The sequence below is a fragment of the Shewanella marina JCM 15074 genome (assembly GCF_000614975.1).
Taxonomy (GTDB): domain Bacteria; phylum Pseudomonadota; class Gammaproteobacteria; order Enterobacterales; family Shewanellaceae; genus Shewanella; species Shewanella marina.
Genome location: NZ_BALM01000001.1, coordinates 116,689 through 139,004, shown reverse-complemented (window position 1 = coordinate 139,004; position 22,316 = coordinate 116,689). Strand labels below are relative to the sequence as shown.

Below are 22,316 nucleotides of genomic sequence, written 5' to 3'. Positions count from 1 at the left end.
CAATCTGGTATTAATAGCTTGGCTATCATTTTTTTACATTCACTAGGTGTATATTGTGACACGAACTCTGTCTGCATTTATATGTACTTTACTTAGCTTGGCCAGTTTCAGTAGCCTCGCGGACAACCATTGGAACGTTCAACAGCGTTTACCGATGGGCGCGCAAATTCAAACTAATCATAATCAACAATATCAACCTCTTAAGCACGCCCAAAAACCGTGGAAGATCTGTGCACTTATTCCACACTTAAAAGATACCTATTGGATTGGCATTGATTATGGGCTGGTTCAACACAGTAAACAACTGGGTATTAACCTTGATCTATTTGAAGCAGGAAGCTATTACAACGAAAACAAGCAACTAGACCAGCTTGATTACTGCATGAAACAACCCTATGACGCAATTATTTTAGGTGCAGTTTCACCGGAGATCCTAAACCATTATCAAGCTAAGACCCACAAGCCAATCATAGGGTTAGTTAACCGTATTGAAAGCAAGCAAGTCGTTAATCAAGTCGGAGTAAATTGGTATCAAATGGGCTACTTTGCAGGGCAATATGTTAGCCAGCACGCTCAAAATCCGAGTACACTTGCGTTACTTACTGGTCCCAAAAGTGTAGGTGGCTCTGATTGGGTTGAGCAAGGAATGCGAGCAGCGCTTGAGCATAGTGAAGTTAAAATTACTGACATTCGCCATCAAGATAATAACCGTGCACTATATCGTGAACAACTAACGTTATTACTCGATAAACAACATCCAAACTATATTGTTGGTAGTGCAGTTGCCATTGAGGCCGCCGTCAGTGCACTAAAGATATTCGTCATCCTAAAATAAGCCTGATTAGTACTTATCTATCACCGAGTATTTTACGTGGTATGCAACGAGGCCGAATTGCACATAGCAATGACGATCAAGTCGTATTACAAGGTAAGCTTGCGGTAGATGTCGCAGTAAAACAACTGCAAACCAATCAAGTTTATGGTGATATTGGCCCCAAAATTCTAGAGTGGAGTATGCCCGCTAAATCACAAAATCAGCTGAAGACCAGTTTAGCTCCCGCTGATTTTTATCCAATTTATCGCGTTACGGCTAATCCTGCACCGCAGCAGAAAACAGATAGCCTTCACCGTGCACAGTAACAAACAGATCAGGCGAGAGCTTATTCCGTAATCGCCTGATAATCACATCAATGGTGCGATCATTAACGTCTTGGTTACGATGACTGGTTTGTTGCATTAAACGATCACGGCTTAATACTTGTTGTGGATGCAATACAAATGCAGTCAACAATTCAAACTCAGCTTTAGTCAGCTTAATGGTTTCTTGATCGCGGCTAAGTTTACGGCTATTAAGCTCTAATCGATAGTTATCAAAGATAATCAGATCATCAGGTTGTGATAACTGATCTACCACGGCTATCTCTGCTTTCTTAACTAATGACATACGCCATAGTAAATTCTTAACTCGAACTAATAACTCACGCAGTTCAAACGGCTTAGTCACATAATCATCGGCGCCCATCTCAAGCCCGATAATCTTATCGATCGCTTCATCTCGGCCTGTCACCAAGATAATGCTACATCTGAACGACTACGAAGTTCACGAGTTAAACTTAATCCGTCAACGCCAGGCAAGTTAATATCAAGCATGACTAAATCAATCTGTTGTCGATTAAACTCATACCACATCTGCTCACCATCAAGTGCTTCTATCACTCGATAGCCTTCTTTTTCAAAATAGCCTTTTAAGCGAGCTCTTATGACCGCTTCATCATCTACTACTAAAACAGTGTATGCCATGCTCTATTGGTTCCACGACAGTTAAAAGTCACATCTTGAGGTATAGTATCAGCAATCCAGATCACAATCTGCAAATGAATTGCTGAATTTAAGTTTTATTTAACAATCTACTGAATCATTGAGCTTAGACAGAATTAATTGATAAGTTCTATCAATTCATGAATCGTTTTTACTGGAGTAATCTTAGCTCCAAGCCCTTCCATCGACTTATGATAATTTCTAAATGGAATAAAAATCTCAGTAAAACCATGCTGGGCTGCTTCTTTAACACGAGGCACACCACTATCAATTGGTCTCACATCACCATTAAGGCTCAACTCTCCCATAATGCAGGTTGTTCTTGGCACCACAAACTCATTTAAACTGCTGAGTAATGCCGTCACTAATGCTAAATCAATACAAGTTTCAGATTCATCGATTTTCAAACCACCAACAATATTAAAAAAAGTGTCATGAAATATCTTAGTCTTGGCATGCTTACGTAAAATACCAGTCAGCATTTTAATCCGGTTCATATTTAGCCCCACGCACACCCGCTGCGGAAACTCGCCTTCTGTTTCAGTGGTTAAGCATTGAATTTCGAGTAATAAATTACGATTACCTTTACGAATACAGGTAATCGCAGATCCTGACGATTCAGTGGTTGAACCTGATAAAAATATCTCACTTGGATTATCGACACTGTTCATACCGCGCTCGGTCATTCTAAAAATACCGACGGTATCAACATCACCAAAACGGTTTTTATTGGCGCGCAAGGTTCTGATTTGACCGTCGTTGGTATCAATATGCAATAACGCGTCAACAATATGTACTAAGGTCTGTGGGCCTGCAATTTCATTGTTTTTATTCACATGTGCGATCAAAAACATGGTGACATTATTTTGTTTACAGTATTGCGTTAAGGCTTGAGCTGCAGTCTTTACTTGTGATGGAGAACCAGGGCTACCATTAGCCAGTTCTGTTGATACCGCTTGAATTGAGTCAATCACCGCAAATTTAATCTTTTTCGCATCAAGCTCTGCAATAATCGCTTCTACACTGGTTTCAGCCATTAAATACAGGTTGTCTTCGTTATAGTTCAGTTTTAAACGATTCACTCGGTTTTTAAACTGAGATAAAGATTCTTCAGCCGTACAGTATAATGACGGCATTAGCTGTGACATACGAGCGACTAAATCAGAAAGTAAGGTTGTCTTACCTGCACCAGGATCACCTGAAATAATATTCACTGAACCTGTCGTTAATCCACCACAGAGTACTCGATCAAGTTCACCTATTTGTGTCAGCATTTTTTCAGCTTCAACAGACTCGACTTCACGCATCTTTTTAGAGCCTGCCGTGACGAGTCCTGCATAGCCTGCACTGCCTGAACGCGCTAACGTAGTGACCGCATTTGTCGCTTTAGGAATCGCAAATTCACTGATCGTATTCCACGCTTTACAACCCGAGCATTGCCCTTGCCAACGCGCAAAATCCATACCGCATTCACTGCATAGATATGCCACTTTTGGAGCTTTAGCCATCTGTATTTAAAATTCCTTATCGATTCAATTTTTGGCAAACTTTACTCTCTAATTTTAGACCTATTTTAGCCACTCTAAAATCAATCTTAATCAAGCCAATAATAAAGATTTAACCATAAAAGCCGATAGTAAAGTCATAGAAAGTGATGTCACAATAGGCTAGCGACCATAGCATTATATTTTCTCGGATTGAAATTAACTGCTATTAGCCGACTAGCGCTATTTTTATATGCTAGCAATATAACACGGATATTAATGACTAAAGGCCTCAAGGAATGATTAATTTAGAACATAAAAATGCCTTAATTGCACAACTCACCCCTTCACTTTTAGCTGAAGATTTTGAGGATATTTTTCAATCTACAACATTTGAAGAAACCAGTGCAGATCGTTTTATTATTCGCTTGGAGCTATTACGACTTGGTCAGCCATGTTACCGCATTATCGACTTAAGAAATGACTCTGACTTGCCTTGTGAGGAGTTTACTCACGCTGAACTCACTCATTTTCTAGACGAACATGCACAAACTGAGTTTGAACAATGCTTAGAGCGATACAGTGACACCTATACTCTTGGAGTATATGAAAGCGTTATTCTTGAACATATGCAGCGTAAACTTGGTAATAACCCCGTTAAAAAGAAGCGCATTAGTAATCATTTTATTCAACCACTGATTTTTGGTAATAAGCCTACCTCAGATGCTAAAGAGTTAACTGAGAAGCTAATCTTTGAAGATCTGCATTTAAACCATACTCCGCAATTGCCACTTTTTGTCAGCCATGACCGCTATTATTCAGTCTCACATATTTTACAAAATGAAACTAATCGCCATTTAGAACATTACTTTTTAGACAAGCATGGCGTCTCACAAATCAACGCGTTTATGAACCATAATCGTTTACAAACCATGATTGATAACCCTGATAATCATGCCGCTCGATTATTTTTATGCTTTACCCATACCACTAGCAAAAACTGTTATTTCTACTCTGCTTCATTGACCGAGTTAGCTAATGACCAGTTGCTGGATCTATTTATGGCGTTTGCCAGTCATAAACACAGCTTTAAAATGATCCGAGTTCATTGTCGCAATATTGATCATGATAAAAGTTATAACGATGCTTTATTACAAGGTCAAAAAGAGACCTATTCAAAAGATACCATTGCCACAATTAACAAATTTAGCCGGTTAGTTACGCTCACAGATATTACCCCAAATAGTCAGTGGTATACCGAAGCAGCAATTAATACCTCTGGTAACGCTAACGACCTCAAACGCTATGCTCAAAACCATATTGCAGCGCAAGAATTACATCAAGGTTATATCAATATCAATGAGCGCCGCCATGAGGCTCGCTATGCATTTAAAACTCAAGTTACTATGCATATTGGCGATCAAGATATTGAAGCACAAACCATTGATATTTCGAGCAAGGGCTTACAACTATTAAGTGATGAAGCGATACAAACCGATCAGCATCAAATTCAAATTAGCTTCCCCGAACTACAACCTCTTGCAGGTAAGGCTTCACTTGATGCACAAGAGTATTTGATTAAACAAATATCTCGTAAAGGTAAGATTTTACATCTTGCTGCAGTAAACAATGTTTCAGAAGACCATCAAGCCTCTAGCTTTTTAAAAAGATTGATCGCGCATAACCAAGATAAACTGTCACGCCTCACAAATCATCAATCAGGTAAAGAGCAGTTAATTGATAGCGCCAAACATCTATTAATGCGTCAACTCAATACGTTACCTTTATTCTTCTCAGGCTCTGCACTTAGAGTGGCTTACGGCGCAACTAACAGTAATCAAAATGCAATTGCGCAACTGTTTAATCGTCGTGTAAATGATGCTCAAAAATTTGAGATGTCAGCATTAACCAACTTACCTAATTGGCAAGCACGGTTAGAAGCACTAACCACCACGCCTGATATTGAACCCTGTATTATTTTTATTAGCCAAGATCAACAAACAGGGATCTTAAACTGTTGCTGGGCCGATCAATTAAATAGTTATCAAGACAAATTAGACTGCATCAGTGAATATCAGCAACAGGGTCAGTTTTACGCCCTGCAACTACGCTGTAATCGTTTATCACATCATGAAATTGAAGATGTTTATGAGGAACAAGCCCAGCGCAATAAAAATAGCATTGAAAACTTAGCAATAATGAAAGAACAAATGGGTCATATATCCGCCCATGGTCTTTTAATTGATATCAGTCATGAAGTGTTACTACTGTTTCCGACGTTAACAAGCTCGAATGGGCCTGATACCAAGACAACAGCTCAATAAAATGATCGGTGGCCGCGTCGGCATGCGTCAATATGCCGGCGTGGTCATAGTCATGTTTATAGCCATGTTGTTTGGCTAATAAAATAAATTCGGCATCTGCTAGGCCACACTCTAACATCGTCCGCTTAACATCATTTTGATGCCCCAATACAGGATCATTCTGCGCAGCATAAAAACGGGCTATCGGCCAATTGACACGCTCACTCTGCCGTAAATAGTCAAAACCATCTTCACTATCAACCCAATCCCCACTTACCCAATCAATACTTTGCAGTAAACAAGCCAGACTTTCATTATCCATACCAAGCTTATAATGCTTGGCGGCAAAGTAATTATGCTTTTTGGCTAATCTAGGTGCGACTTTATTCCAGACGACATCAACCATAAACCATTTTTTTAGTGACCGAGTATAAATACGGCGTTTAGTGGCAAATGTCACTATTGATGCAATATCTGTGGTAATTGCTGGCTGACGCAGTATGGCACTCAGTAACATCACTCCCCCCCATGAATGACCACACCAATGCATTTTTTGCTGAGGATGTCGATGTTGAATAAATTGTTGCACTAGCGGTAAGTGAAATTTAATCACATCTGTTTGAGATGGGTTGTGCCCATCAGCGAGAGCTGGCTTACTTAAGCCTCGTCCTGCACTATCAAGTACATATACGCAAAAGCCAGCCTGTGCTAAGAAGCAAGCTAAACCTTTGCCTGAATCACTATAAAAAACACGCCCATTAGACATACTGCCATGTAACATCAAAATGGGCTCAGCATATAATGCGGTAACTGGTTTGATGAGCCTTAAATGTAACTCATCAATACCACTTTTTATAAACAGTGAGTGCTGCTCAATATCCATATTCGCCCCTGTCACAGTTTGTTATTTATCAGTGCTAGCTAGTTAACAAGCAAATAAGGTAATGCCCGTAAATCAAGTCGTGCAATATGAATACTTGCCGCATTGGCAAGTTTTGGTTTGGCATGATAAGCGATACCTAATCCCGCCGCTTGTACCATAGGTATATCATTAGCCCCATCACCAATGGCAACCGTTTGTGAGTGAGGCAATTGATACTGCATCGCTAATTCTTTCACCACTTGCGCTTTAAACTGCGCGTCAACCACTTGGCCACTGACGGTGCCGAGTAATTTTTGTTGTTCTATATCTAAATGATTAGCAAAGGCATGCTCTAAATTAAGCTTATCTTTTAGATAATTAACAAATGGTGTAAAGCCCCCTGATGCTAATCCGATTTTCCAACCATGTTGTTGTAACTCAGCAACCATGCTGGTTAAACCAGGCATGAGCGGTAAGTCATCGCACACTTGTTGAATAATCTTGGCATCACAGCCTTTAAGCATTGCCACTCTAGCACGTAAACTTTGCTCAAAATCCAATTCACCTTGCATCGCTGTTTCAGTAATGGCGGCAACTTTATCACCCACACCAGCAAGGGCCGCGAGTTCATCAATACATTCAATTTGAATAGCGGTCGAATCCATATCCATCACCAATAATCCCGCTTGCGATAATCGCGGTAAACCTTGATTAATAAAGAACAGTTCAGTTTGTGCTATTAATGAGGCTTGTTGTGTCTGAGATATCGCACTTGAAGTGACCAACTCACAGCACAGTAGGTCTTGATTACGCTCTATGACAGCAATCCCTTGTAAGTTATCAAGGGTCAAAATTAGGTTCTGTAAAGGTAAATTGCATTGCTCTGGTGTCAATAACACACGATAACGATATAACTCAGCTAATGTTTGTTGTTCTTGATAACGACAAATATCGACCAACATATCACTGTAATGTGAACAAGTTTGAGTAAATAGCCAATTAAACAGTGGACTTAGTTGCGACAACATTGTTAATTCATCTCCATCTTTCGGCTTTACCAATAATCAATTATGATTAGATAAATGCATATTATTATTTTGGGTATCAGGTGTTATTGTTAAAAGGGTTAAGAACTCGACAAAAAGTGATTCGAATCTTACAAGTCGGCATTGCAATTGCCCTACTTGTAGGTTTAATCCAGCTTTGGCAAACCAGCCTACTACAAGGTAGCCAGCTTCTAAAGTCCCAAACGCAAAAGATGGCAAGATTATTGGTGCAGCAAACTGCTTATGGCGCTGCACCTGCAATGCAATTGCAAAATGATGAACAATTACAGTGGTTAGCTAACGCATTAGTACGCGATCCCAAAGTAATGGCCGCTATGTTTTATAGCGACAAGGGCCAGCGACTCGCCTTTGCGCAAGATGTTTCTGATGATGATTTAGAAGCGGAATCAGATGAATTAAAGCAACAACTCGCGCCCTACCAAACCTTGGTTGAACCTATTATGCAAGATGGTAAAAACCTAGGCTTTGTTGAAGTAAGACTGGATCCGAAACTGTTCTTTAATGAGATTAAAGAAGCCCACAATATTAATATGCGCCAGCAACAAGTGATGTTGGTTATTGCAGGGTTAATCGGTATGTTGTTATCGCGTTCATTATCATTTAAACGCGCTCACTTTGACCGTCGTAAAGCCAAAATCAAACGTGGCCGCAAAATTCTCGCAAAAGCAGAGAAAGCAGAGAAAGCAGAGAAAGCAGAGAAAGCAGAGAAAGCAGAGAAAGCAGAGAAAGCAGAGAAAAAATAACCGCTTACATAATGACGATATAACAAAAACGGGCCGATTGGCCCGTTTTATTTTAGTCGCAACAATTAACTTATAGTGTAATTGCAGCTTCTAGTGTCATTTCAATCATTTCGTTGAATGTAGTTTGACGCTCATCAGAAGTGGTCTTTTCACCAGTACGGATATGGTCAGATACAGTAACAACACATAATGCTTTAGCACCGTATTCTTTAGCTACGCCATAAAGACCAGCAGCTTCCATTTCAACGCCTAGTACGTCCATTCTTTCCATTACGTCAAACATTTCAGCGTCTGGCGTGTAGAAAAGATCTGCAGAGTAAACGTTACCTACACGGATTTTAGTACCGCGAGCTTTAGCAGAATCAACCACTGCGCTTAATAGGTCATAGTCAGCGATAGCTGCAAAGTCATGGCCTTTGAAACGAGTACGGTTAACGACTGAATCAGTACAAGCACCCATACCAATAATTACGTCACGTACTTTAACGTCAGTGCTGATTGCACCACAAGTACCAACGCGGATTAGGTTCTTAACACCGTAGTCTTTGATTAACTCTGTTGCATAGATAGAGCAAGATGGGATACCCATGCCTGAACCCATAACAGAGATACGAGTACCTTTGTAAGTACCAGTGTAACCTAGCATGTTACGAACATCAGTTACCTGCTCAACATTCTCCAGGAACGTTTCAGCAATGTATTTTGCACGTAGTGGATCACCTGGGAATAGCACTGTATCAGCAAATGCGCCATCAACTGCATTAATGTGTGGTGTAGCCATCGAATAAACCCCTGTATATTTTTATATATTGTTAATCTGAGCTTGAGTTTGTTCAAACTCAGATTATTTGTAGCGGCTAAAAATGCCGCCAAAATTCAATTATTTTAAGAACGACTCGCCATAATCCATCGGACTAAGATCAAAATAATGTGCGATAGATTGTCCCATATCGGCAAACGATGAACGCTTACCTAAAGAACCTGCCGCCAAACCTGCACCAAATGCTAATACAGGTACATGTTCACGAGTATGATCACTGCCAGGCCAAGTTGGGTCACAACCATGATCTGCCGTTAAAATTAATAAATCATTATCGTCTAACAAAGCTAGCAACTCTGGTAGTCGAGCATCAAAATACTCTAACCCTTTAGCGTAACCAGCAACATCACGGCGATGACCATAATGAGAGTCGAAATCAACAAAGTTAGTGAATACGATTGTATTATCACCCGCTTGCTTAATTTCAGCTAAGGTTGCATCAAATAACGCTTGTAAACCTGTCGCCTTCACCTTCTTAGTGATACCACAGTGCGCATAAATATCAGAGATTTTACCCACACTGACCACTTGTCCACCGGCATCAGATAATTTTTCTAATACTGTTTTTGCTGGCGGCTCAACGGCGTAGTCACGACGGTTACCTGTACGCTCAAATGATTTAGCATCAGCGCCTACAAATGGACGCGCAATCACACGACCAATATTATAAGGCTCTAACTCTTCACGAGCGATTTCACATAAACGATATAGGTTTTCTAGCCCAAAAGTCTCTTCATGACAAGCAATTTGGAACACAGAGTCTGCAGATGTATAAAAAATCGGCATTCCGCTGCGCATATGCTCTTCACCAAGCTCTTCAAGGATAACCGTACCCGATGAGTGACAGTTACCTAAGAAGCCCGATAAGTTTGCACGCGCTAAAATTTTATCCGTTAACTCTTTAGGGAATGAGTTGGTTTTATCACTGAAATAGCCCCACTCAAATAACACAGGGACACCAGCCATTTCCCAGTGACCACTTGGAGTATCTTTACCAGAACTTAATTCAGCTGCGTGACCATAAGCACCAATAACATCAATATCACCATTAAAGCCAGCAGCAAAACTACCAGTACTTTCTTGCGCAGCGTGAGCTAAACCCAAACTAGCTAAATGCGGGATATTTAAAGGACCTTGACGGCCAATATCAGCTTTACCTTCAGCACATGCTTTCGCAATGCTACCAAAAGTATCAGCACCTACGTCACCAAACTTAACGGCATCATGCTTGCGCCGATACCGAAAGAATCTAGCATTAAAATAATGGTACGTTTCATATCTATACTCCCCTAGAGATCTTGCTCGCGAATATAACGATAAATCTCAGGTGTTTTCTCAGACTTGATATCATCAATCACAATGGCAGATTTAACTGCACGTGCTGCTTCTTCAAATCCTGCTTCAGTTTGCGCATGAATATATGCTAATGGTGTATCAGGCGTAATCTGATCGCCTAGCGCACACACTTTAGATAGACCCACACTATAATCTAATGGATCGCCCGGTTTACGGCGGCCACCACCTAAGGTAACCACGGCTAAACCTAGTTGGCGAGTATCCATGCTATGGGCGAAACCTGTTTGTTCTGCAAATACAGGTCTTACAATTTTAGCTTCTGGTAAATATAAACCATAATTTTCAACAAAATCTGTTGGGCCACCTAGGCCTGCAACCATTTTACCAAAAATTTCAGCTGCGCGGCCGTTATCGAGTACCTGATTAAGCTTATTTCTAGCATCGCTTTCATTCGTGGCTAAGCCACCTAATACTAGCATTTCAGCGCAAAGTCCCATGGTCACTTCGTACAAACGAGGATTTCGGTATGCGCCAGTTAAAAAGTCAATCGCCTCTTTAACTTCAATACCATTACCTGCACATGAGGCAAGTACCTGATTCATATCTGTCAATAATGCGGTAGTTTTAGTTCCTGCACCATTTGCAACTGCGGTAATACTACGAGCTAATTGTTCTGATGCATCGTAAGTAGGCATAAATGCACCACTACCCACTTTCACATCCATCACTAGCGCATCAAGACCTGCTGCTAATTTTTTAGAAAGAATAGAAGCGGTAATCAGTGGGATTGATTCAACTGTAGCAGTATTATCACGGATGGAATAAAAACGTTTGTCAGCAGGAACAAGATCGCCCGTTTGACCAATAATGGCAACACCGACCTCTTTTACAACTTTACGAAACAGTTCGCTTGAAGGCTCTGTTTGATAGCCTGGAATAGCATCAAACTTATCAAGTGTGCCACCAGTGTGGCCCAAGCCACGGCCTGAAATCATTGGCACATAACCACCACAAGCGGCAGCCATAGGGCCTAACATTAAGCTAATAACATCACCAACACCGCCAGTACTATGCTTGTCAATCACCGGGCCATTTAAGTCAAGTGATTGCCAATTTAACACAGTACCTGAATCACGCATTGCAGTTGTCAGTGCAATCCGCTCATCCATGTTCATATCATTAAAAAAAACCGCCATACCAAATGCTGCAATCTGTCCTTCAGATACACTTTGGTCTGTAATGCCTTTAACAAAGAATTGGATTTCTTGTTCAGATAACGCTAAACCATCGCGTTTTTTACGGATGATCTCTTGTGCTAGAAACATGATAACGCCTCCAATCATAGACACTGATAATAATTTGTCAGTGTCTATTTTTGTAGTGAAACATCAGAACTGATGTAATATTTTTACCTATACTAGACAAGTTCTGCTGTAATCAAATTGATCAGGTTCACAAATATGGGCTAAATTAGTAACCTTGGCTGGCTGCTGGAGCGTCACTTAATTCCAGAGTGTGTAATAAACTTGCAAGTAGGCTAGAAGCACCGAAACGGAAAGTGCGTTGGCTAACCCAATCGTCACCTAAAATACGCTCAGCGGTATTTAAAAATAGTGCTGCTTGCTCAGCATCACGTACGCCGCCAGCTGGCTTAAAACCTACTTCGCGATTCTTTTCGCTGATCACTGTCATCATGATTTCAGCCGCTTCAATGGTTGCATTAACAGGTACTTTACCTGTTGAAGTCTTAATAAAGTCTGCACCCGCATCAATGGCAATTTCAGATGCACGGCGAATTAATGCCGCATCTTTTAGCTCGCCTGATTCGATGATTACTTTTAATAATACGTCAGCACCACACTCTTCTTTACATGCTTTAACTAACTCGAAACCAACAGTTTCATTGCCAGCCATTAACGCACGGTATGGGAATACCACGTCAACTTCGTCTGCGCCATAAGCAACAGCTGCACGAGTTTCTAATACTGCAATCGCAATATCATCATTACCATGTGGGAAGTTAGTTACTGTTGCGATCTTAATATCGTCACAGCCCATCTCTTCCAATGTTTTACGTGCAATAGGAATAAAGCGTGGATAAATACAGATAGCTGCAGTGTGACCAGCGGCAGTATTCGCTTTGTGGCAAAGCTCAATCACTTTTTGATCTGTATCGTCATCATTTAAGGTGGTTAAATCCATTAAATTGATTGCGCGTTGTGCAGCTTGTTTTAAATCACTCATAGTTCTCTCCGAGACATCATTAATTTAATCAAAAATATGTCGTTAGCAGCACCGGTTAGCAGGCGTGAATTATGATAATTATTGTGGCCGGGCCTTCTGGATAATGCCATCTCTGATTGAGTAGATATGGTGCTACTCAAACAAGATTTCAAGTATCACGACTTGAATCCTTGAAGACCGGAAAGGAAATGCAAAAGCATCGACCTTACCGCGAAAAATCCTTTTTAGCGCGAGGTTGTCATCAATCAAGACGACAGCTGTAAACAATTAACTAAACTGGCTAATTAGAACCAACTTAACTAATGATTTAGGGTTATATCTTATATCTGACCAAAACACAAAGAGCAACGATAATTCGTTGCTCTTTTATCACACTCTTACAAATTAGAACTTGTAAGTAGCTGCGAAGTAGTGGCTGATACCTGAAGATTCTAGGCCTGTAGCACCATCATCTTTAAGTAGGTATACATCTTTGTATGCCTTCAGACCATAACCAAGCGCGAAACGCTGAGTGTGCCAGTAAAGACCTGCGAATGCAGCGCCACCGTTAGCAGTCTTAACTTGCTCACCAGTATCAGTGTAGATTGCGTCTGCACCGAACTGCCAATCAACATAACCTTGGAACGATAGGAATGAACCATTATCGAAGTTATAGAATGGCTTGAACCAGTTAGCAGAGAACTGGTAACCGTTCCACTCTTTAGTGTTTAGGTCATATAAACCGTAGATGTTCATACCAGTCTTACCTAACCAAGGCACTTCAACATCAGCACCCACACCCCAGAAAGAGTTGTTTACATCGTCAGAACCACCGCTCCAGTTAAATAGAGTAGAGAAGTAAACTTCTTTAACTGGGCCGAAAGATAAGTCTTTACCTGTTAACGCATCGATAGAGATACGTGGCGCAAACTTCATAAACATTTTAGGAGCGCCTTTCTTATCGCTCGAATCACGCTCAGATGGGTTGAATACGTCTACATAACCGTATAGATCGAAAATGCCAGAACGACCGCCAAATTCCATCTCTAAGTAGTCATGACCACTACGAGCATCAGCTGGGCGAGGTAGCTCTTTTAACGCATACATGTAGTTGAAGTTAATCCACTTGTAATCACCAGCATGGATATCATCACCGCGATCAGCTGCGAATGCAGGTGCAGACATAGTTGCTGCAATAGCTGTAGCAGCTAGAGCGAAAGTTTTAACATTTTTCATCATCAACCCCGTTGTAGGTATTGTTACTGTTTGCATATTTGTAAACAGCGTTTTTTAATTTCGAGCGCATTTTACCTATTCTTTTTAAAATCTCAAGAATTTTAGATAAAAGTGTGATCGACTATAATTAATTTTGAAAATGGTCTAAATATCAATACAAAACACTTACTTAGCGAATTTTGGAAAAACAAAACCCTAGCAGATCCAACTCAGTATCCGCTAACTAAACACTCTGTAATACAACGATATAACTATGGGAAAACGGCTGATTTAACCAAAGCTTGCTGCTACATAGTAGCAACAAGCTTTGTCACACATTATTACGCTAGTGCTAAGAATAGACCAGCTAGTGTTGCGCTCATCAAGTTAGCTAAAGAACCGGCGATAACCGCACGGATACCAAGCTTAGCAAGATCTGAACGACGGTTCGGTGCCATTGCACCTAGACCACCAAGCAGAATCGCAATAGATGATAAGTTAGCAAAACCACAAAGTGCGAATGAAATGATTGCTTGAGTACGTGCTGACATTGGTAAGCCAGTTTCAGCTACACATAACGGCAGAGTATCTTTAACCACTTTAGCCACATCAGTAGTACATGCAGAAACTGCACCTTCAACTACAGGGTGGATATATGGTGCAAAGTTTAAGTAAGCAACGAATTCGTTAACAACGATCTTCTGACCGATGAAAGAACCTGCTACTAAAGCTTCATTCCAAGGTACACCGATTAAATATGCTAATGGCATAAATAGGTAACCTAGAATTAATTCTAGTGTGATATGAGGGTAACCTACCCAACCACCGATACCACCAATGATACCGTTTACCATGGCGATTAAGCTACGAATGCAAGAAGCATTGCACCAACGTTAAGTGCTAGGTGCATACCAGATGAAGCACCAGCTGCCGCTGCGTCTAATACGTTAGCAGGCTTTTCTGGATCTTCTGGCAACTCATCCATATCGTTCTTAGCAGCTTCAGTTTCAGGGTGCATCAGTTTAGCCATTAATAGACCACCTGGTGCTGCCATGAATGATGCGGCAACTAAGTACTCAATAGGTACACCCATCTGCGCATAACCCGCTAGTACAGAACCAGCGATAGATGCTAAACCACCCACCATGATAGCGAATAGCTCAGATTGAGTCATAGTAGGAATAAATGGACGTACTACTAGAGGCGCCTCAGTTTGACCTACGAAGATGTTTGCTGTTGCAGACATTGACTCTGTACGGCTTGTGCCAAGTGCTTTTTGTAGACCACCGCCAATAATGCGGATAACCCACTGCATCACACCTAGATAATACAGAACTGCGATTAGAGAAGAGAAGAAAACGATAACAGGCAGTACGTTTACGGCAAAAATAAAGCCAACTTTGAAGTTAGCTAAATCACCGAATACGAAACTAATACCATTTTGCGCATAACCAATGACACTTGATACGCCATCAGACACACTCTTTAGAATGTCTTTACCGACTGGCACATATAAAACGAAGCCACCAAAAGCAGCCTGAATTGCAAGTGCACCGCCTACCGTACGAATGCTAATTGCTTTTTTGTTATTTGATAACAAGAAACCAATCGCAAGCAGGGTAACCACCCCCACTAAACTCATTACAATTTCCATTAACCATCACCCTATTGTTAACGTTTTTTATTTATGTTGTTAACCAACCTTTTTTCCGCAGCAGATTATACCTTAGGGTCAGATGAAAATCGCTACCTTGATCGACATTTTGAGTACTAGCTAACAAACAAAAATTAAATATTAATAATAGGTTTTTATACGTTCTAACTAAATATCTTAATAGACAGTGTGTTGCACCAACAATAATCAATACTGTTTTATTTTAAGGACAATTAAAAATGATGTAATTTAACTAAAAAAGTTTCATTTTTAGAGAAAAATAGTATTTATAGGAAGCTAAACCACTGTAAGTTAGTCGCATATGCTATCAATTTTGTTATGAATACAGTCCAAATTACAAAATTGCAATATTCACAACGTGTTCAAAAAACGATCACAATACGCCATTAATTTGGCTTCTACTGAGTGTTAAATAACAATTTAACGACTAACCAAGTGATTTAGAGGAAATAAACTTATAGATGTTAAATAAATATTAACTATATTATTTAATGAGCGAGTATTGGAGCTTAATAATTAGATTAAATCTATCGAAAATAACATACGACAGTTCTTCATTAATTGCCGGCTAACGGCTAAGACAGTTTCTTGTCGTAATTGTGCAATCTCATCAATCACAGTCACTAACGTCATTGGCGTATTACGATCATAACCTAACTGTTTGGGGGTCATTGCTGGTGAATCAGTTTCCATGACAAAACTGGTTAATGGAAGCTCTTGCACACAGTGCCTTAATTTCTTTGCATTAGCTTCGCAAACTAAGCCACCAATACCTAACTTAAAGCCAAGCTTAATGTATTGTCTTGCCACCTCAATACTGCCACTAAAGCCGTGAATCACACCAGCTTGAGGTAAATTTGCCTCAGTTAATATTGCAATCATATCTGCATGAGCTCTCACACAATGCAAAATAATGGGTAGCTGCAGCTGTTTCGCCAGCACTATTTGTGCCGTTAAATATTGTAATTGCAGCTGATAATTAGTTTGCGATAACTTATCTAATCCCGCTTCACCAATAGCAATAAAATAGCGATTATCTCGCTCCAATTGACATATCTCTGTTAGCGCAGCTAATGCTTGAGATAAATCATCAGGACAAAACCAAGGATGAATACCTAACGCAAAATATTGCTGATATTGCTTGGCAACGGCTAATTGCTTAAGCCAATGACGAGGCGATACTGCGGGCAGCAGACAACCGCTAATACCATGTTGCTGCATTTGCAGTAATAACTCTGCTCTATCAATATCAAACTCTGTAAAATCAAGGTGAGCATGGGTATCAAATAGTTTCATGGTATTCACTTATTATAAGCAATAAAAAAGGCGGAAAATCCGCCTTTAATCATAATCTGCTGAAGCGCTTAAACCAAGAGCTTAGTTTTCACGAGTCTTAGCAAACTGAACTTCTGGATAACGTTCCATGGATAAATTCAGGTTGACATAAGTTGGTGCAATATACGTTAAATTATCGCCACCATCTAATGCTAAATTAGTACTGCACTTACGGCGGAAATCTTCTAATTTACGTTCGTCATCACAGTATACCCAACGGGCAGTTGCTACGTTTACATGTTCATAAATCGCTTCAACGTTATATTCAGACTTTAAACGACCTACAACCACTTCAAACTGCAGTACACCTACGGCACCCACAATAAGATCGTTGTTATCTAATGGTCTAAATAACTGCACCGCACCTTCTTCTGAAAGCTGAACTAAGCCTTTAAGCAACTGTTTTTGCTTTAATGGATCTTTCAAACGAATACGACGGAACATTTCTGGTGCGAAGTTAGGGATACCACTAAAGCGTAACTTCTCACCTTGAGTGAAGGTATCACCAATACGAATGGTACCGTGATTATGTAAACCAATAATATCGCCCGGATATGCAGCTTCTGCACGATTACGATCACCCGCCATAAAGGTTAAAGCGTCACTAACGTTAACGTCTTTACCAATACGTACGTGATGCATTTTCATGCCTTGCTCATAACGACCAGAACAAATTCGCATAAAAGCAACACGGTCACGGTGTTTAGGATCCATATTTGCTTGGATCTTAAATACAAAACCAGTGAATTTAGGCTCTTCAGGCTCAACCACTCGGGTTTCTGTTTCACGTGCTTGTGGTTTTGGCGCCCACTCAACAACCCCATCAAGAATATGATCAACACCAAAGTTACCTAGCGCGGTACCGAAAAACACAGGCGTTAATTCACCGCTAAGGAACTGCTCAAGATTAAACTCATGCGCTGCGCCAACTACTAATTCCATCTCGTCACGTAGGTCAGCTGCATAGCTACCAATCGCATCATCTAACTCAGGGTTATCTAAGCCCTTAATGATACGAGAATCTTGAATTGTATGACCCATACCACCTTGATAAAGGATCACTTCATCACGCAGCAAATGGTACACACCTTTAAACTCTTTACCCGCACCAATAGGCCAAGTAATCGGAGCACAGGCAATGTTTAATACTTCTTCAACTTCATCCATTAACTCAATTGGATCACGAATATCGCGGTCTAATTTGTTCATAAAAGTCACGATTGGCGTATCACGCAAACGTGTCACTTCCATCAACTTAATCGTACGATCTTCTACACCTTTAGCGGAGTCGATTACCATTAGACATGAGTCAACTGCCGTTAATGTACGATAAGTATCTTCAGAGAAGTCTTCGTGACCAGGTGTATCCAATAGGTTGACTAAAGCGTCATGATATGGAAATTGCATTACCGAGGTAGTAATAGAAATACCACGATCTTTTTCCATTTCCATCCAGTCAGATTTCGCATGTTGGCCTGACTTTTTACCCTTTACCGTACCCGCTTTTTGTAGCGCGTTTCCGAATAATAATACTTTTTCGGTAATGGTAGTTTTACCCGCATCGGGGTGAGATATGATGGCAAACGTTCTGCGCTTGTCTACCTCTGGTTTGTAACCTGACATGGCTTACCTGTATACACTTATCGCATTAAAAAAGGCGCAAATTATAGCGCCTATCCACCAACATAGCTAGGCTATCTAACGCACTACTGCTTTATCTCTGTATTTAATGCGGTAGATGCTGATTGACTCTGCTCGTTTAATAGCTGCTTTAATTCAAGACTGGCGTAGCGATGTTCGACATAATCATAAATATTGGTCGCTAATGCTAAACGATAGTAAGTCTCAGCTTGTGATATTTGACCTTGTTGCTGCACCTGTTTAGCCATATAAAAATAGGCCTCACATAAACGTTCTGCATATTGCTCAGGATATTCCAAATCTTGCTTAGCAAGCGCAATAAGTTCCCCTGCGGTAAGGTGCCCTAAACTGTAATCGACTAAATCCGTAGGCCATTGATTCGCTTTTAGCTTAGTACGATTAAACTGCAATCTTAGGCTGGCTTCTGCGGGGGATAATTTCTCTTCTGCAAAATAGAGCCATAATGCACGATAGCCATCTTCAGGCGCGAGCAAATAAAATTGCTCTAAATCCTGTACTGCTAACTGATAACGCTCACCGTAGTAAAGCGCAATACCGCGGTTTAAATAACCGTATGAATAATCAGGAGCTAATTCAAGCACGGCATCAAATGCTTCATAAGCACGCTCATATTCACCAGCTTGAGTATCATAAATACCTAAATAGTTATAAACATCAGCAATTTTAGGATCGAGTTTAAGCGCTTGATGAAAATCAATACGACTCAACGTCGTTAATCCAAATCTGTCATAAATCACACCACGGTCATAATGAAAACGAGCCCGCTGCTCATCTTTAAGCTCCATGCTCGATAAGATTTGATCTAACTTGGCTAAGGTAATTTCAAGCTTTTGTGAAGGGACTAATGGTGCCACTAGAATTTTGCCATCAACAACTTGTTGTTCCGCTGTAGAGACACACGCAGTATTTAATAGGCCAGAACCTACTAATAATAACGATATCGCAAACTTCTTTTTTATCATTCGTGGTCAAATCCTTATTTATCTACAACATAGCGTGGCTGGCATTTATCACCACAATATATTAACGATAGCATCCACTATCGATTCTGTATAGCTTACTAATTTTAATAACTAAATATTTAAGCTATCGGTAAATAAATGATACAAAAAAGGAGACCTAAGGTCTCCTTTCAATAACGCAATTAAGCGGACAAATTATTCAGCAGCTGGTGCTGACTCTTCTGCTTTAGGTTGTGCTTCTTTAATAGAAAGACGCACACGACCTTGACGATCCACTTCCATTACCTTAACGGTAACTTCTTGGTTAAGTTGTAGATGATCAGATACGTTAGCAACACGCTCATCACTGATTTGAGAGATATGAACTAGACCATCTTTACCTGGTAGGATATTAACGAATGCGCCGAAATCAACGATACGCATAACCTTACCAGTGTAGATACGACCCACTTCAACTTCTGCAGTGATCTCTTCGATACGACGGATAGCTTCTTTAGTTGCTTCAGCGCTTGCAGAAGCAATCTTAACAGTACCGTCATCTTCAAGTTCGATAGTAGTGCCAGTCTCTTCAGTAAGTGCACGAATTGTAGCACCACCTTTACCAATCACATCACGGATCTTCTCAGGGTTGATCTTCATGGTTGTGATACGAGGAGCATGGTCAGAGATATCGTCACGGTGTGCGCCGATAGCAGAATCCATTACGTTAAGGATATGAACGCGCGCGCCATATGCTTGTTGTAATGCAATTTCCATAATCTCTTTAGTGATACCTTCGATCTTGATATCCATCTGCAATGCAGTAATACCGTCGCGAGTACCAGCAACTTTAAAGTCCATATCACCTAAGTGATCTTCATCACCTAGAATGTCTGAAAGAACAACGAAGTCGTTACCTTCTTTAACAAGACCCATTGCGATACCAGCAACAGAAGTCTTGATTGGTACACCCGCATCCATAAGTGCTAGTGAAGTACCACAAACAGAAGCCATTGAGCTTGAACCGTTTGATTCAGTAATTTCAGATACTACACGTACAGAATATGGGAATCTTCAGCAGAAGGCATAACTGCGTTAATACCGCGCCATGCTAACTTACCGTGACCAATTTCACGACGCTTAGGTGAACCCACCATACCAGTTTCACCTACTGAGTATGGAGGGAAGTTGTAGTGAAGCATAAAGCGGTTAGTACGCTCGCCCATGATGCTGTCAACTTTCTGTGCATCACGCTCAGTACCTAGAGTACAAGTCACTAACGCTTGAGTCTCACCACGAGTAAATAGTGCGCTACCATGAGTACGTGGTAATACGCCAGCCATTACGTTTAATGCACGGATCATATCTGGTTCACGACCATCGATACGTGGCATACCAGCAATAATACGATTACGTACTACGCTCTTTTCTAAGCTACCAATTAACTTATCAATTTCACGTAAATCTAATTCACCGTTTGCTTCAACTAGTTTAGCGATTGTCGCCTTCTTTAGTTCAACAACAGCGTCACGACGTTCATGTTTTGCTGTAATTTGGTAAGCTTCTGTGAAACCCGCTTCTGCAAGATCTTTGATTTGAGCAACTAGATCTTGATCTTTAACTGGAGCAGTCCAATCCCAAGTAGGCTTGCCAGCTTCAGCTTTAAATTCAGCAATAGCATTTACAACTACTTGCTGTTGCTCATGACCATAAACTACCGCGCCTAGCATCACTTCTTCTGGAAGCGCTTTTGCTTCTGACTCTACCATTAATACAGCAGCTTCAGTACCAGCAACAACTAGGTCTAATGTGCTATCAACTAACTGGTCAACAGTTGGGTTTAATGCATATTCGCCGTTGATATAACCAACACGAGCAGCACCTAGTGGACCATTGAATGGAATACCAGAAATTGCTAACGCAGCAGAAGTACCAATCATAGAAACGATATCTGGCTCGATTTGCGGATCAACAGATACTACAGTGATGATAACTTGAACTTCGTTAGTGAAGCCGTTCGGGAATAATGGACGGATTGGACGGTCAATTAAACGTGCGATTAATGTTTCGCCTTCAGAAGGACGACCTTCACGCTTAAAGAAACCACCTGGGATTTTACCGGCAGCGTAAGTTTTTTCCTGATAGTTCACAGTCAGAGGGAAAAAGTCACGTGTCACGTCTGCTTCTTTTTTACCTACAACTGTAACTAATACGGTTGTATCGCCCATGCTTGCTAGAACTGCAGCATCAGCTTGACGCGCAATGACACCCGTTTCTAGAGTGACTGTATGTTGACCATACTCAAAACTTTTTACTATTGGATTCACGTGACCCATTCCTTAATTAATGACCTTGAATTTTCGCAGTAAGTATACTGCATTTGGCTAGTCAAATTAAAGAGAAGAGCACGCTCGCTCACATAAATTTCATAAATTCGATATTTATAATGAGTTAAAAACGAAAAAAGGAGGCAAAAGCCTCCTTTTCAAAAACCAAATTTGCTATTAACGGCGTAGGCCTAGCTTTTGGATTAGCGCAGTGTAGCGAACTACTTCTGTACGCTTTAGATAAGCAAGAAGCTTACGACGTGAGCTAACCATGCGTAGAAGACCACGACGTGAGTGGTGATCGTGCTTGTGCTCTTTGAAGTGACCTTGTAGGTGGTTGATTTGTGCAGTTAACAATGCAACCTGAACTTCTGTTGAACCAGTGTCGTTTTCACAACGGCCGAATTCAGCCAAGATCTGTGCTTTTACTTCAGTACTTAGTGACATACTTATCTCCAAAAAATTAAATTAACCTTTAGCCGATCACTAACTCAGCCAAAGAGGCGCGACATTCTAACTATTTTGAGCTAGAACCGCAATGCTAA

General features: G+C 40.6%; 15 protein-coding genes and 4 pseudogenes. 4 read left to right on the top strand and 15 right to left on the bottom strand.

All coding sequences use genetic code 11. From position 1 onward, the window contains the following. Positions 1-55: 55 nt before the first annotated feature. Both torT and JCM15074_RS24155 read left to right on the top strand, forming a co-directional pair. Positions 56-835, top strand: a complete 780-nt coding sequence (gene torT / locus JCM15074_RS20295; protein ID WP_159105264.1) for a TMAO reductase system periplasmic protein TorT — start codon at positions 56-58, stop codon at positions 833-835. 41 nt (positions 836-876) lie between these two features. Further along, positions 877-1,140 (top strand): hypothetical protein, encoded by a 264-nt coding sequence (locus JCM15074_RS24155; RefSeq protein WP_148300702.1) that lies wholly within the window; start codon positions 877-879, stop codon positions 1,138-1,140. Here JCM15074_RS24155 and torR read toward each other — a convergent pair. Continuing rightward, positions 1,091-1,800, bottom strand: a pseudogene (gene torR, locus JCM15074_RS20290) (two-component system response regulator TorR). The gene JCM15074_RS24155 and the pseudogene torR sit on opposite strands and share 50 nt — an antisense overlap. Before the next feature lie 134 nt (positions 1,801-1,934). Further along, complete coding sequence (gene radA / locus JCM15074_RS00620; protein ID WP_025819356.1) at positions 1,935-3,326, bottom strand: DNA repair protein RadA; 1,392 nt, start codon at positions 3,324-3,326, stop codon at positions 1,935-1,937. A 275-nt stretch (positions 3,327-3,601) separates the two neighbouring features. On the opposite strand from radA, the gene JCM15074_RS00615 reads away from it, so the two are divergent. After that, a complete protein-coding gene (locus JCM15074_RS00615; protein ID WP_025819355.1) occupies positions 3,602-5,626 on the top strand; it encodes a PilZ domain-containing protein in 2,025 nt (674 codons plus the stop codon). Here the strand turns inward: JCM15074_RS00615 and JCM15074_RS00610 are convergent. Beyond that, complete coding sequence (locus JCM15074_RS00610; protein WP_025819353.1) at positions 5,550-6,488, bottom strand: alpha/beta fold hydrolase; 939 nt, start codon at positions 6,486-6,488, stop codon at positions 5,550-5,552. The genes JCM15074_RS00615 and JCM15074_RS00610 overlap by 77 nt on opposite strands. A gap of 38 nt (positions 6,489-6,526) precedes the next feature. Continuing rightward, positions 6,527-7,495: a phosphoserine phosphatase SerB gene (gene serB / locus JCM15074_RS00605; protein WP_025819351.1), complete on the bottom strand. Its 969-nt coding sequence runs from the start codon at positions 7,493-7,495 to the stop codon at positions 6,527-6,529. A gap of 80 nt (positions 7,496-7,575) precedes the next feature. On the opposite strand from serB, the gene JCM15074_RS00600 reads away from it, so the two are divergent. Continuing rightward, on the top strand, positions 7,576-8,277 hold the full coding sequence (locus tag JCM15074_RS00600) for a YtjB family periplasmic protein (RefSeq protein WP_025819350.1): 702 nt from the start codon (positions 7,576-7,578) through the stop codon (positions 8,275-8,277). A 70-nt stretch (positions 8,278-8,347) separates the two neighbouring features. Here JCM15074_RS00600 and deoD read toward each other — a convergent pair whose 3' ends face one another. The 11 genes and pseudogenes from deoD to rpsO all read right to left on the bottom strand — a co-directional run bounded on the left by deoD (position 8,348) and on the right by rpsO (position 22,218). Further along, the gene (deoD, locus tag JCM15074_RS00595; protein ID WP_025819348.1) at positions 8,348-9,058 is read right to left on the bottom strand and encodes a purine-nucleoside phosphorylase; all 711 of its coding nucleotides are present in this window, start codon (positions 9,056-9,058) and stop codon (positions 8,348-8,350) included. Positions 9,059-9,157: 99 nt separating this feature from the next. Next, positions 9,158-10,374 (bottom strand): annotated as a pseudogene (locus JCM15074_RS20285) (phosphopentomutase). 12 nt (positions 10,375-10,386) lie between these two features. Continuing rightward, entirely contained in the window at positions 10,387-11,718 is a 1,332-nt protein-coding gene (gene deoA / locus JCM15074_RS00585) for a thymidine phosphorylase (RefSeq protein ID WP_025819346.1), read from the bottom strand. 145 nt (positions 11,719-11,863) lie between these two features. After that, complete coding sequence (gene deoC / locus JCM15074_RS00580) at positions 11,864-12,637, bottom strand: deoxyribose-phosphate aldolase (protein WP_025819345.1); 774 nt, start codon at positions 12,635-12,637, stop codon at positions 11,864-11,866. A 384-nt stretch (positions 12,638-13,021) separates the two neighbouring features. Then, a complete protein-coding gene (locus JCM15074_RS00575; protein WP_025819343.1) occupies positions 13,022-13,852 on the bottom strand; it encodes a nucleoside-specific channel-forming Tsx family protein in 831 nt (276 codons plus the stop codon). 320 nt (positions 13,853-14,172) lie between these two features. Further along, positions 14,173-15,485, bottom strand: a pseudogene (locus JCM15074_RS20280) (NupC/NupG family nucleoside CNT transporter). 537 nt (positions 15,486-16,022) lie between these two features. Further along, positions 16,023-16,802 carry a TatD family hydrolase gene (locus JCM15074_RS00565; protein ID WP_025819342.1) on the bottom strand — a complete coding sequence of 260 codons (780 nt, stop codon included), beginning with the start codon at positions 16,800-16,802 and terminating at the stop codon, positions 16,023-16,025. 81 nt (positions 16,803-16,883) lie between these two features. Continuing rightward, on the bottom strand, positions 16,884-18,464 hold the full coding sequence (gene prfC, locus JCM15074_RS00560) for a peptide chain release factor 3 (RefSeq protein ID WP_025819341.1): 1,581 nt from the start codon (positions 18,462-18,464) through the stop codon (positions 16,884-16,886). 83 nt (positions 18,465-18,547) lie between these two features. Then, positions 18,548-19,465 carry a lipoprotein NlpI gene (gene nlpI, locus JCM15074_RS00555; RefSeq protein WP_025819340.1) on the bottom strand — a complete coding sequence of 306 codons (918 nt, stop codon included), beginning with the start codon at positions 19,463-19,465 and terminating at the stop codon, positions 18,548-18,550. A gap of 195 nt (positions 19,466-19,660) precedes the next feature. Further along, a pseudogene (pnp, locus tag JCM15074_RS20275) lies at positions 19,661-21,771 on the bottom strand (polyribonucleotide nucleotidyltransferase). Positions 21,772-21,948: 177 nt separating this feature from the next. Next, positions 21,949-22,218 (bottom strand): 30S ribosomal protein S15, encoded by a 270-nt coding sequence (rpsO, locus tag JCM15074_RS00545; protein WP_025819339.1) that lies wholly within the window; start codon positions 22,216-22,218, stop codon positions 21,949-21,951. Positions 22,219-22,316 lie beyond the last annotated feature (98 nt).